Annotated in this window: 9 protein-coding genes; 3 read left to right on the plus strand and 6 right to left on the minus strand. The window is 68.4% G+C overall.

Annotation, left to right across the window (positions count from 1 at the left end; all coding sequences use genetic code 11):
- Positions 1 to 9 precede the first annotated feature (9 nt).
- The gene (locus tag RHOFW104R8_RS01560) at positions 10 to 1,611 is read right to left on the minus strand and encodes a tryptophan halogenase family protein (RefSeq protein ID WP_068096645.1); all 1,602 of its coding nucleotides are present in this window, start codon (positions 1,609 to 1,611) and stop codon (positions 10 to 12) included.
- Between the two features lie 127 nt (positions 1,612 to 1,738).
- Positions 1,739 to 4,633 (minus strand): TonB-dependent receptor, encoded by a 2,895-nt coding sequence (locus RHOFW104R8_RS01565; protein WP_068096642.1) that lies wholly within the window; start codon positions 4,631 to 4,633, stop codon positions 1,739 to 1,741.
- Positions 4,634 to 5,066: 433 nt separating this feature from the next.
- Between RHOFW104R8_RS01565 and RHOFW104R8_RS01570 the strand changes: the two genes are divergently transcribed.
- Both RHOFW104R8_RS01570 and RHOFW104R8_RS01575 read left to right on the plus strand, forming a co-directional pair.
- Entirely contained in the window at positions 5,067 to 6,689 is a 1,623-nt protein-coding gene (locus tag RHOFW104R8_RS01570) for an alpha-glucosidase family protein (protein ID WP_068096640.1), read from the plus strand.
- A 2-nt stretch (positions 6,690 to 6,691) separates the two neighbouring features.
- Positions 6,692 to 7,684: an esterase family protein gene (locus tag RHOFW104R8_RS01575; protein WP_235604229.1), complete on the plus strand. Its 993-nt coding sequence runs from the start codon at positions 6,692 to 6,694 to the stop codon at positions 7,682 to 7,684.
- Positions 7,685 to 7,778: 94 nt separating this feature from the next.
- Here the strand turns inward: RHOFW104R8_RS01575 and RHOFW104R8_RS01580 are convergent, their stop codons facing one another.
- Together RHOFW104R8_RS01580 and RHOFW104R8_RS01585 are read right to left on the minus strand one after the other, a co-directional pair.
- The gene (locus tag RHOFW104R8_RS01580) at positions 7,779 to 9,431 is read right to left on the minus strand and encodes a M28 family metallopeptidase (RefSeq protein WP_068096636.1); all 1,653 of its coding nucleotides are present in this window, start codon (positions 9,429 to 9,431) and stop codon (positions 7,779 to 7,781) included.
- 130 nt (positions 9,432 to 9,561) lie between these two features.
- The gene (locus tag RHOFW104R8_RS01585; RefSeq protein WP_068096634.1) at positions 9,562 to 9,864 is read right to left on the minus strand and encodes a PepSY domain-containing protein; all 303 of its coding nucleotides are present in this window, start codon (positions 9,862 to 9,864) and stop codon (positions 9,562 to 9,564) included.
- A gap of 208 nt (positions 9,865 to 10,072) precedes the next feature.
- Here RHOFW104R8_RS01585 and RHOFW104R8_RS01590 point away from each other — a divergent pair, with 208 nt between their 5' ends.
- Positions 10,073 to 11,248 (plus strand): glycosyltransferase family 9 protein, encoded by a 1,176-nt coding sequence (locus tag RHOFW104R8_RS01590; protein WP_082823480.1) that lies wholly within the window; start codon positions 10,073 to 10,075, stop codon positions 11,246 to 11,248.
- Positions 11,249 to 11,523: 275 nt separating this feature from the next.
- Here RHOFW104R8_RS01590 and arsB read toward each other — a convergent pair whose 3' ends face one another.
- Positions 11,524 to 12,588, minus strand: coding sequence for an ACR3 family arsenite efflux transporter (gene arsB / locus RHOFW104R8_RS01595; protein ID WP_068096632.1), 1,065 nt, complete (start codon positions 12,586 to 12,588; stop codon positions 11,524 to 11,526).
- Positions 12,578 to 13,087 (minus strand): arsenate reductase ArsC, encoded by a 510-nt coding sequence (locus tag RHOFW104R8_RS01600; RefSeq protein WP_068096626.1) that lies wholly within the window; start codon positions 13,085 to 13,087, stop codon positions 12,578 to 12,580. The genes arsB and RHOFW104R8_RS01600 overlap by 11 nt, the downstream gene beginning before the upstream one ends.
- Between the last annotated feature and the right edge of the window lies 1 nt (position 13,088).

Genomic DNA, 13,088 nt, shown 5'->3' on the forward strand with positions numbered 1-13,088 from the left:
CCGCGGCGTTCATGTGACGAGGCTGCCGGCCGCGCGCGCCACGAATGCGTGGTGCGGCGGCAGCGTGTTCTTGGCGCGGCCGACCAGGGTGCGGATGTCGGCGAGGAAACCCTCCAGCTGCGCGTCGCTCAACGCGTCGGCCAGCGGGTGGTGGTGTTCCGGTTCGATGCGCTGGCCCAGCAGCACCTGTACCCAGCCGGTCTCGGCGAACAGCTCCTCGCCTTCGCGGAAGACCATGCCGGTGCGGCGGAACAGCTCGATGCGGCGTGCCAGCGACGGCGGGATCTCCATCGCGCCGCACTGCCGCCAGAACGGCGTGTCGGTGCGCTCGGTGGCCTTGTAGTGCAGGATCAGGAAGTCGCGCACGTGCTCGTACTCGAAGCGCGTCTGGCGGTTGTACTCATCCACCAGCGCGCTGTCGCAATGGCGGTCGGGGAACATCGCCAGCAGGCGGCTGATGCCGGACTGCACCAGGTGGATGCTGGTCGATTCCAGCGGCTCCATGAAGCCGGCGGCCAGGCCCAGCGCGAGGCAGTTGCGGTTCCACGCCAGCCGGCGCATGCCGGTGACGAAGCGCAGCGGGCGCGGGTCGCCCAGCGGCTCGGTTTCCAGGTTTGCCAGCAGCTGGGCGGCGGCTTCGTCGTCGCTGATGAAGCGGCTGCAGTACACGTGGCCGTTGCCCGTGCGATGGCGCAGCGGGATGCGCCACTGCCAGCCGGCCGTGCGCGCGCTGGCCTGGGTGTACGGTCGCATCGGGCCACCCGGGGCGCTGGCCACCGCCAGCGCGCGGTCGCAGGGCAGCCAGTGCTGCCAGTTCTCGTAGCCGGTGTTCAGCGCGCCCTCGATCAGCAGGCCGCGGAAGCCGGAGCAGTCGATGAAGAAGTCGCCCTCGACGATCTCGCCGCTGTCCAGCCGCAGCGATTCGATGAAGCCGTCGCCCTCGCGCAGGCGTACTTCCGTCACCTTGCCCTCGATGCGCTGCACCGCGCCCGGCGCGATGCGCTCGCGCAGGTACTGGGCGTAGCGCGTGGCGTCGAAGTGGTAGGCGTAGCGCAGGCCGCCGAGCGGGCTGTCCGGGATCTTCTCCAGCGGCGCGAAGCGGTTTTCCGCGGCGGCCGCGGCGTTGAGCGAATACGCCCACAGGTCCGGCGCGTCCGCGCGGCCGGCCGCTCCTGCGCATTCGGCAATTGCTCCCGGCATTGCTCTATCTCCGGCATCCCTGCCGTCGCCTGCGCTCGCGGCACTGGTGCGTCCCTGCACGGCGCGCAGCCAGTAATGGTGGAACGGCGTCAGCCCCAGCGGCAGGCCGAGGTCGCCGAAGGCATGCAGGTAGGAATCGCCGAGGCGGGTGAAGCCGTTGAGCTGCACGCCCAGCTTGTAGGTGCCGTGGACGAAGCGCAGCAACTCGTCCTCGTCGATGCCGAGGAAGCGGTTGATGTGGCGGATCTGCGGAATGGTGGCCTCGCCCACGCCGACGGTGCCGATCTCGGCCGATTCGACCAGGCGCATGGCAACGCCCGCTCCGAGAGCCTGGGCGAGCAGCGCCGCGGCCATCCAGCCGGCGGTGCCGCCGCCGACGATCACCACCTGGCGGATGCGGGAGTCGTTCATGTCATCGTTCCTCGGCACCCTGTCGATGCTGCCGCGCCGCCGTCGCTGCAGCCGCACGCATCATGAAAAAAAAGCCCCGCTGGAAAAAACACAGCGGGGCACCATGGGGAGGTAATGTCGATACGGCTTACTGGAACTTGTACGAGACGCCGATATCGTAGCGGCGGCCGTAACGCTCCCACGTCAGCACCTGGCGGGGGTCGTTGTTCTGGTAAGTGGTAAAGATCTTGTTGGACAGGTTGGAGCCCTGCACGATGAAGGTCAGGCCCTTCAGGCTGCCGCTGTCGAACGTGTAGCTGACCTGGGCGTCATAGGTGCTGCCGCCCTTGATGGTCTGTTCGATGCGCGAGGCGCTGATGCCCGACACCTCGCCCAGGAAGCTCGAACGGTAGCTGTCGCTGATGCGGGCCTCGAAGCCGTTGTGCTGGTAGTACAGCGTGCCGTTGGCGACCCACTTCGACAGGCCCGGCACGGTGAGCGGGTTGCTGTTGCCGGCGTAGACCAGCGAGCTCTTGGTGCGGTTGCCGGTGAGGATCATGCCGAAGCCGTCGAGCGTCGGCGTGACCAGGTTGAACGGCAGGTTCAAGGTCACCTGGGCGCCCTTCACGTAGCCGTGGCCGTCGTTGGTCGGACCGGAGACGATGCCCTTGGTGGTGCCCAGCTGCGCCAGCTGCGCCGGGGTCAGGCCGAACGGCAGGAACGAGCTGAAGTCGTACAGGTAGGCCGCGTTCGGGTTGATGTAGTCACGCAGCTCGAGGAAGTAGCCCGATACCGCGACGTAGCCGGCGCCGCTGCGGCACAGGTCCGAGGTCTTCGAGTCGTTGGCGTTGCACTGGTAGCCCGACCCGCCCGAGAAGTAGTGCTCGTAGCTGATGTTGTAGTTGTCGGCCATGGTCGGCAGCAGCTTGGCGTTGCCGCCCGAGGCGCTGAAGTACGCCTGGTTCGGGTCGGTGTTCGGCAGGTGCGTGATGTTGCCGCTCACCCCGAGGCTGGCGTTCATCTGGTCCATGCGCGGACGGGCCATGGTGCGTGCGGCGCTGACGCGCAGGTCGTCGTTGTCGGTGAAGCCGAAGATCAGGTTGGCGCTGGGCAGGTAGCGGGTGAAGCTGGTGCTGCCGGTCACCGGGAGCAGCGTGATCGCGTTGCCGGTGATCGCGCTTCCCGGCGCCACGCGCTCGCCCACCGCGCGCTGCGAGGTGTGCGCCGCCTGGACGCCGAAGTTGCCGCGCAGGCTGACGTCACCCAGGTGGGTGTCGAGGTTGAACTGCAGGTACGGGGTGAGGTTGTTCTCGCGCACCTTCCAGTTCGGCGGCATCGAGAGCGACGAGCCGAAGGTCGGCACCTGCTGCAGGGTGCCGTTGCCGATCAGGTCGAACGGGTTGTAGCAAAGTTGCGAAGCCACCCCCATCCACGACAGCGGGTCGCAGCTGCTGCCGGTGAACGCGGCGGTCTTCACCGCGTTGCCGCCGCTGATGGTGCCGCCGCCCAGGGTCAGGAAGCTCTGGTCGATGTGGTAGGTCTTGTTGCGCACGCCGCGTTCCACGCCGAACTCCATGCTGGAGAACGGGCCGCTGGTGAAGTCGCGCTGTATGCTCAGGCGCAGGTTGGCGAGATAGTCGATGGTACGGGGCGCGTTGATGAAGCCGGCCTGCACCACGTCGTTGCCGCCGCCCCAGCCCTGCGGGTCGGTCAGCACGACGCCGTTGGTGTAGTTCAGCGACGGGTTGAGGTAGAGCAGGCCGTTGCTGCGCTCGACGAAGCCGAGGGTGTCGGTGGCGCCGGTCGAGCCGTAGCCGGTGCCGGAGTAGCTCTCGAGGTTGATGTCGCGGCGGGTGGCGCGCGAGTAGTTCGCGTCGAGGTTGGCCGTCCAGTTCTCGTTGATCGTGAACTTGTTCTCCCAGTTGAAGTTATAGACCCGGGCGCTGGTGCGGTTGTAGTCGTTGCGGATGACCGGCTTGACGTTGCCGTAGGTGCCGCTCTGCACGAAGCCGTTCTGGGCGACGGCGCCCGGCAGCAGCTTCGCGGAGCTCCACCACAGCGGGAACTCCATGCCCTTCGCCTGCTGCACTTCCTTGAAGTTGTCGTAGGTGAGGTCGATGGTGCCGGTGTAGTGCTCGTTCGGCTGCCACTGCACGGTGGCCAGCACGCCGTTGCGCTTCATCGAGTCGGAGATGCCGAAGTTCTTCGCGCCGCCGATCACCGCGTCGCCGCTGTTGTCGCTCGGGTAGCCCCACGGCTGCTGGTGCTGGATCTGCGAGGGATTGGACTCCAGGTCCACGCCCAGGGTGACGCCCAGGGTGTGGTCGGCGAACTGGTTCACCCACACGCCGTTGAGGTTGTAGCCCTTGTCGCTGACGCCGTGGCCGCTCGACAGCTGGGACATGTCGTTCCAGATGTAGTGGGCGTTCACCGCGGCTTCGGGGCCGCTCTTCTCCAGCGGACGGATGGTGTGCATGTCGACGGTGCCGGCCAGGCCCTGGCCGATCAGGTTGGCCGACGGGCTCAGGTGCACCACCACGTTGTCGAACCAGCTCGACGGGTACTGGTCGAACTGCACGTCGCGGTTGTTGGACGTGCTGACCTGCTGGCCGCCGTTGACCAGCGCGGTGGAGAAGTCCGGGCCCAGGCCGTGGATGGTCAGCACCTGTGGCCGGCCGCTCACGGTCTGCACGGCGAGGCCGGGCAGGCGGCCGAGGGTGTCGGCGATGCTCACGCCGGGCAGCTTGCCGACCTGCTCGGCCGATACGGCCTCGACGATGGTGCTGGCGTTGCGCTTGAGCGCGGTGGAGTTCTCGATGCTGCTGATGAAGCCGTTGACCTCGACCGCCTGCATCTGCGTCTTGCGCTTGCCGTCGGTGTCCTTGCTGTCCTTGCCGGCCTTGTCGGTCGACGACGGCTGGGCCTGCTGCTGCGTGTCCTGCGGCTGGCTGGCCGAGGGCGCGGTACCGGCGTAGGCCGTGGCGCACATGCCCAGGCACACCGATGCGATCGCCATCGCCAGCACGTTATGTTTCAGAACCATGTAATCCCCTCCCACAAAGGTGTGTCGCCGTCGATCTCGGTCGATGGGTTCCCCGCGCTTCCGTCGGCGACGACCGTCGGCAGGTGCGCCGCCGAGGTTTTCGGCGACGTGCATGCATGGTAGGCCGGGGTTTCCGCAGCGAAGCATTTCCTGCATACGTATTCATGCCAGGTGCCATCCAGCGTTTATGGCACTGCAACATGGCGGGTGTACGGAGAAGGTCCTGGCGGCGCGAACCGTGGTGCAACTTGACATGCGCCCGTGACGTATGCACTGCGGCCGATCGCTCCGCATGCGCAACATGTCGCACCTGCAGCACGAATGAATACGTATGCACATCCGTGCAGGTCGCAACGGGGCTGCGGCTAAGCTGATCCGCATTCAACGACGGGCGATGGAACGCGCCCGCATCATGTCGTGGGGACACGCTCAAATGACCGATGCACCCTGGTGGCGCGGCGCCGTCACCTATCAGATCTATCCGCGCAGTTTCCTGGATACCAACGGCGATGGCGTGGGCGACCTGCCGGGCATCATCGAGCGGCTCGACTACGTGGCCAGCCTCGGCGTGGACGCGATCTGGATCGCCCCGTTCTTCCGCTCGCCGATGGCCGACTTCGGCTACGACATCGCCGACTATCGCGACGTCGATCCGCTGTTCGGCACGCTGGCCGACTTCGACCGGCTGCTGGCGAAGGCGCACGCGCTGGGCCTGAAAGTGATGATCGACCAGGTGCTCAGCCACACCTCCGCCGAGCACGCATGGTTCCGGGAGAGTCGCGAGAGCCGCGACAACCCGAAGGCCGACTGGTACGTGTGGGCCGACGCGAAGGATGACGGCAGCGCGCCCAACAACTGGCTGTCGCTGTTCGGCGGCTCGGCCTGGCAATGGGAGCCGCGTCGCGGCCAGTACTACCTGCACAACTTCCTGACCTCGCAGCCGGACCTGAACTTCCACAACCCGCAGGTGCGCGCGGCGATCCTCGACAGCGTGCGCTTCTGGCTGGACAAGGGCGTGGACGGCTTCCGCCTGGACGCGATCAACTTCTGCTTCCACGACCGCGAGCTGCGCGACAACCCGCCCAAGCCGAAGGACAAGCGCGTCGGCCGCGGCTTCAGCCCGGACAATCCCTACGCGTTCCAGTACCACTACTACAACAACACGCGGCCGGAGAACCTGGCCTTCCTCGGCGAGCTGCGCGCACTGACGGACCGCTACCACGACGCGGCCACGCTGGGCGAGATCTCCTCGGAGGATTCGCTGGCGACGATGGCCGACTACACCCGTCCCGGCCGCCTGCACATGGGCTACAGCTTCGAGCTGCTGACCGACGATTTCAGCGTGGCGCACATCCGCGGCACGGTGCAGGCGCTGGAAGCGCAGATGACCGACGGCTGGCCGTGCTGGGCGATCTCCAACCACGACGTCGAGCGCGTGCTGACCCGCTGGGGCAGGGGCCGGCCGTCGGCGCAACTGGCCAACCTGCTCACCGCGATGGTGTGTTCGCTGCGCGGCTCGGTGTGCGTCTACCAGGGCGAGGAGCTGGGCCTGACCGAGGCCGAACTGCCCTACGAAGCGCTGCAGGATCCCTACGGCATCGCGTTCTGGCCGCAGTTCAAGGGCCGTGACGGTTGCCGCACGCCGATGCCGTGGAGCGACGCCGATGCGCAGGCCGGCTTCAGCCGCGGCATGCCGTGGCTGCCGGTGCCCGCGGAACATCGCGCGCTGGCGGTGAGCCGGCAGGAGGCCGACCCTCATTCGGTGCTGAACGGCTTCCGCAGCTTCATGCACTGGCGCAAGTCGCAGCCGGCGCTGCGCTGTGGCGACATCGCCTTCGTCGATACCGCCGAGCCGGTGCTGGCGTTCACCCGCCGCCTGGCCGGGCAGACCGTGCTGGTGGCGTTCAACCTGGCCGACGCCGACGTCGCGATCGACTTGCCCGCGGCGCTCGGCAAGCCGCAGCCGCTGGAAGGCCACGGCCTGGTGGCCGGGCGGCTCGACGGCCACCGCCTGCATCTGCCCGGCCACGGCGCGTGGTTTGCCAGCGTGGCGTGACGGTGCTTCGCCTCGTCGCCCTGCCGTGGCTGCTGCTCTGTGGGTTGCTGGTCGCCGGTAGCGCGTCCGCGGCGGATGCTCCCGCCGCCGATGACGCACCGGTGCAACTGCAGCTCGACGCGCCGGCGTTCGCGCCGGAGCGGATCAAGGTGGCGGTCTACCTGCCGCCCGGCTACGCGGGCGCGTCCGGCCGCCGCTACCCGGTGCTGTACGCGAACGACGGCCAGGACATGGCCGCGGTGGGACTGCAGCCGACGCTGGCGCGACTGTACCGCGAGCGGGCGATCGAGCCGGTCATCGTGGTGGCGATCCGCATGCTCGACGACCGCGCCAGCGGCTACGGCCTGTCCGATCGCGCCGGCGCACGCAGCCTCGTCGGCGGTTCGCGGATCGGCCCGATCGGCACGTGCGCGCAGGACTATTCCGCCTGGGTCGCCACCGTGCTGGTGCCGTATGTCGACGCGCACTACCGCACGCACCGCACCGCGCGCGGGCGCACGGTGCTGGGCTGGTCGCTCGGCGCGCTGAACGCGTTCAACCTCGGCTGGCAGTACCCGGAGGTGTTCGGCCGGGTCGGCGCCTTCTCGCCCTCGTTCTGGCTGGCTGCAGACCGCAGCAGCGCCACTGCGATCCAGCACACGCGGCTGGCGCAGGCGATGGTCGATCATGGGCCCGGGCGCGCGGGCCTGAAATTCTGGTTCGCGGCGGGTACGACGGAGGAAACCGCGGACCGCGACGGCGACGGCATCAACGATACGATCGATGACGTGCAGGACCTGCTCGAAGGCTATCGCGGCGCCGACGGCTTTCGCGCGCGTGGCCTGAAGCAGCTCGGCTATTCGATCAACCTGGACTACGCGGGACATCCGTCGCGCAGGGCGGATGCCTCGCTGTTCCTGTTGCCTGGCGGCCAGCACAACCAGGCGTCATGGAAACGGATGCTGCCGCTGTTCCTGCGCTGGGCCTACGCCCGGCCCCGGCAAAAACCGTTGTAGGAGCCCGCTGGCGGGCGATGCTTCTGCTCCGGAGATTCAGAGCAAGAGCATCGCCCGCCAGCGGGCTCCTACATGCAGATGACAGACCGCGAACCTATTTCCGCTCGGCGGCGCTGGCGTCGCGGATGCCGCGGAATTCGGAGTCCTTGCTCCAGTCCGGCCACTGGCCGGAATTCGCCAGCTGGCTGCCCACGGCGTAGAGCAGCTGCAGGTCGCGCGCCATGCCGGTGAACGACCAGCTGGCCTGCCATTCGTCGGACGGCTGGTGGTAGTGCTTGACGACGTATTCGTCCTCGGCCGCCTTGCCGGCCTTCAGGCCGCCGTTGACCCAGTCGTTGCCGGAGCCGAACGAGATCGCCGGCACGCCGCGCTTGGCGAACGAGAAGTGATCGGAGCGGAAGAAGTGGCCGGCCTCCGGCTTCGGGTCGGCGGTGTAGCTCATGCCGTACTGCTTCGCGTCGGCGATCAGGTCGTCCAGCAGGCCCAGCTTGGCGCTGCCGGAAATGGTGAAGTTGCGCGCGGGGCCGTGCGGGTCGAGCGCGTCCATGTTGAGCACGCCGGCGGTGGTGGCCAGCGGGTACAGCGGGTTGGCGGCGTAGTACTCGGAGCCGAGCAGGCCCTTCTCCTCGGCGGTGACGTTGAGGAACACCACCGAGCGCTCGGGCCGCGGTGCGTGTGCAAATGCGCGGCCCAGCTCGATCAGTGCCGCGGTGCCGGTGGCGTTGTCGACCGCGCCGTTGTAGATGCGGTCGCCCTTCGCGTCGGGCTGGCCGACGCCGAGGTGATCCCAGTGCGCGCTGTAGATCACCGTCTGCTCCGGGTGCTTGCTGCCCTCGATGCGGCCGACGATGTTGTGCGAGGTGATCACGCTCTTGTCGACCTTGAAGCTGGCCGACAGGCTCTCACCCTTCAGCGTCACCGGCTTGAACGCCCGCGTCTGCGCCTGCTTCTTCAGCGCGTCGAAGTCCAGCCCGGCGTGCTTGAACATCGCGACCGCCAAGTCGCGCTGGATCCACGCTTCCAGCTGCGGATGCATGGCCGAGGGCTGGTCGCGCACGATATCGAACATCGTGTTGGTGTTGGAATTCTTCACCGTGGCCCAGCCGTACGAGGCCGGCGCGGTCTCGTGCACGATCAGCACGCCCAGCGCGCCCTTGCGCGCGGCTTCCTCGTACTTGTAGGTCCAGCGGCCGTAGTAGGTCATCGCCTTGCCGCCGAAGTCGCCCACGCCGGTCTCGAAATCCGGGTCGTTGATCAGCACCACCGCGATCTTGCCGTGCAGGTCGACGCCCTTGAAATCGTCCCAGTGCCGCTCCGGCGCCTCGACGCCGTAGCCGACGAACACCAGTGGCGCGTCGGCGATCGCCACCGAGGTGGAGCCGTCCATCGGCGCGCGCACCGCGATCTGCTCGCCCTGGGTCAGCGCTTCGTGCTTGTCGCCGAGGGCGAGCGTGAGCTTCGGCGCGCCGACGATCTCGCTGCGCAGCAGCGGCACCGCCTGGGTCCAGCTGCGCTTGCCGTCCTTGAGGTCGCCGCCGGGCTGCAGGCCGGCGGCCTTCATCTGCGCCACCACGTAGTCGATGGTCTTCGTCTCGGCCGGCGTGGCCGGGCCGCGGCCCTCGAACGCATCCGAGGAGAGTGTCTTCACGTCGGCCGACAGGCGCTCGGGGCTGAAGGTCGGGGCATCGGTCGCCTGCGCGGCGGCGCAGGCAGACATGATCAGGGCGCAGAGGAGCAGTCGCTTCACGGGCGGTCACCAGTCGGGGATGAAGGGTCCGCCGATAGTAGTCAGTCCGCTCGTGCCGGTCCATTCGCGAATCGGCGACGGCGCCGTGCGGCGGGTCCGCCCGGCACCCGGACGGGCGCCGGGCGCGCCGTCAATCGCTGTCCTTGCCCTCGACGGAGTTTTCCAGGAGCTTGCCGGTCACTGCATCGATGCCGACCTCATGGGTGGCCTTGCCGTTCGCGATGTCGAACGAATAGCGCAGGCCGCTGCCGCCCTGCTCCTTTTCCAATTCTTCCTTGACGATCTTTCCCGGAAAGGCCTTGAGCGCGATTTCGCGCGCCTGCGGCAACTTGACCCTGGCTTGCGCCTCCGTCGTGGTGGCGGGCGTGGCGCCGGCGGCGAAGGCGCCCGCGGCCAGGCCGGCGGAGGCAAGCATGCAGAGGAGCTTCTTCATGTCGATTCCCGTAGGAGGAGCGGCGGACATCGCCGCACGACCTTTTTACCGCAGTCCGCTTAGCGTGGGCTTATGGACCGATGGCCGGCATTCAGGCGTGCGGTGCCGGGACTTCCCGAAGCCGCCGCCGGCCGGCGCATCTTAGGGCTGGCTAAGCGAATCCGGCTACTATGGCGTCATCCCCCCATCGGGGGCCTGGTATGCCCGAATGGTTCCGTCCGCCGCGCTTCCGCAAGATGCTGCACCTGCTCCCCCGCATATCGCCACGCGGTGGCGGGATGCCTTTCGGCGCCGGGTCGTTTCGTTGTTTCTGGGGCGCCTGTTCGCGGCTGTCGAGCGCCAGCTGTGCGAGCCGGGCAAGTTGCCGGCGCGGGGGATCCACCGCATCCTGATCTGCCGGCCCAACCATCGGCTTGGCAATGCGATCCTGGTGAGCCCGCTGCTTGCGGAGGTCGAGGCGCTTTATCCGGGTGCCGAAATCGACCTGGTCGTCGGCGGCGAGGCGGCCAGCAGCCTGTTCGCGAACCGCTTCCAGGTCCGCCGGATATTCAGCCTGCCGCGGAAGATCGCGCAGCACCTCTGGCGGACGAGGGCATTGCTGCGGGAACTGCAGCGGAATTCCTACGACCTGGCCATCGACACCTGCCAGGGCTCGCAGTCGGGCCGGTTGCTGCTGCTGACGGTCAAGGCCCGCTTCAAGCTGGGGTTCCCCGATCCCGAGGCAAACCCCGGGTCGGCATGGCACGGCCTGCCTTGTCCCGAACACCTGGGCCAGCGAGGCGTATTCCTGTTGCGCGCGGCCCGGGGGCTGGAATTGGACCACCCCTGCCCACCGCTCAATCTGGACTTGTCGGACAGCGAGAAGCAGCAGGCCCGGCGGGCGTTGGCGAACATACTCGGTGCGGCGCCGCCGCGGCCGGCCGGGCGCACGATCGTCGGCATATTCGCCAATGCCACCGGCGCCAAGTGTTACGGCGAGGATTGGTGGCGGCAGTTCGCCGGCGCGCTGACGGAGAAGCGGCCGGACGTGCTGATCGTCGACGTGCTGGCGGAACACGGAAGGTCGCAACTCGGCGGGGTCTTCGCCCCGTACTACACGCGCGATCTGCGTCGCCTTGCCTCGATGGTGGCGAACATGGACGGCTTCATCAGCGCCGATTGCGGCGTGATGCATCTGGCAGCCGCCAGCGGAACGCCGACGCTGGGCCTGTTCTCCGTCACCCAGCCGTCGAAATATGCGCCCTACGGCGGGCTCAATGGGGCCATCGATACCCATGGCATGAGCGCGAGCGAGGTCGCCGGCATGGCGGCCGACTGGCTCGGCCGGGTGGTGCCCCTTGCGCAGCCGCTGCCCGCCGTGCCATCGGTGCCGGTCGATGCGTGACGGTGTGGCCTTTTCATCCCGCGGATGAGTCGGCGGGCTAATCGATGCCGATCACCTTGCCGCTGCGGGGTGCGACCCTCAGCCTGACGCGGTTGCCGGCGGAATCGTCGGCCTTGGCCTTCCGCATGCCGCCGCGCAAATCCGGGGCGCGCACGTGCGCATACGCAATCCATTGCCCGGCATTTCGCGGGTTTCATCGCGGGTAGTGCCATCGAGAAACGGCCTCGCCATCATCTGCGGGTCGCGCGGGTGGCCGTCGACTGCGCCGCGCCGGATCAGCCATGCCGGCGATCGAACCAGCCGGCGCTGCGATTGACGATGTGCACCACCGAAAGCATCACCGGCACCTCGACCAGCACGCCGACCACGGTGGCCAGCGCCGCGCCCGAGCGCAGGCCGAAGAGGCCGATCGCCGCCGCCACCGCCAGTTCGAAGAAGTTGCTGGCGCCGATCAGCGCGGCCGGGCCGGCCACGCAATGCGGCACCTTGAGCCAGCGGCCGAGGCCGTAGGCGATGCCGGCGTTGAGGTACACCTGGATCACGATCGGCACCGCCAGCAGCGCGATGACCAGCGGCTGCGCCAGGATCGCCTCGCCCTGGAAGCCGAACAGCAGCACCAGCGTGGCCAGCAGCGCGGCGGTCGACCATGGGTCGATGCGCCGCAGCACCGCTTCCAGTGCGTGCGGCCCGCGCCGGCGCAGCAGCCACCCGCGCCAGAGTTGGGCCACGACCACCGGCACCACGATGTACAGCAGCACCGACAGCAGCAGCGTGCCCCATGGCACCCGGATCGACGCCACGCCCAGCAGCAGGGCCACGATCGGCGCGAACGCGACGATCATGATGGTGTCGTTGAGCGCTACCTGGGCCAGCGTGAAATTCGGTTCGCCGCCGCACAGCCGCGACCACACGAACACCATCGCCGTGCACGGTGCCGCGGCCAGCAGGATCAGGCCCGCGATGTAGGCGTCGTGCTGTTCCGCCGGCAGCCACGCGGCGAATACGTGGCGGACGAACAGCCAGCCCAGCAGCGCCATCGAGAACGGCTTGATCGCCCAGTTCACCAGCAGGGTGATGCCGATGCCGCGCGCCTGGCGCCGCACGCCGGCCAGCTGCGCGAAGTCGACCTTCAGCAGCATCGGCACGATCATCAGCCACACCAGCGCGGCGACCGGCAGGTTGACGTGCTGCAGCTCGATCGCCGCCAGCGCCTCGAACGCCGCCGGCGAGGTATGCCCCAGCGCGATGCCGGCGATGATGCACAGTGCCACCCAGACGCTCAGGTAGCTCGCGAAGAAGCCGAGTTGCGCCGGTGCCGGCGCCGCGATCTCAGCGTTCATCCGCCGCCGCCGTCCGGCCAATGGTGCGCAGCCGCTGCTGCATGGCGAGCCGGTCGAGTTTCTCCAGCGGCAACGCCAGCAGCAGGTCGATGTGCCGGCGCAGCATCAGCCAGGCCGACTGGAACGCACGCCGGCGCGCTTCCTCGCCGCCGTCGGCCGCCACCGGGTCGGGTACGCCCCAGTGCGCGGTGACCGGCTGGCCGGGCCAGACCGGGCAGACCTCGCCGGCGGCGTTGTCGCAGACGGTGATCACGATGTCGATCGCCGGCGAGCCCGGCTGCGCGAACTCGTCCCAGCTCTTGCTGCGCAGCGGCGCGTGGTAGCCGAAGGCCTGCGCCAGTTCGGCGGCGATCGGCTGCACCTTGCCGCTGGGAAAGCTGCCGGCGCTGAAGGCCCTGAACCGGCCGTTGCCGAGCACGTTGAGCAGGGCCTCGGCCATCACGCTGCGCGCGGAGTTGCCGGTGCACAGGAACAGCACGTTGTACGGTGGAGTGTGCATG

Origin of the sequence: Rhodanobacter sp. FW104-R8 (genome assembly GCF_001617365.1) — a bacterium.
Classification (GTDB): domain Bacteria; phylum Pseudomonadota; class Gammaproteobacteria; order Xanthomonadales; family Rhodanobacteraceae; genus Rhodanobacter.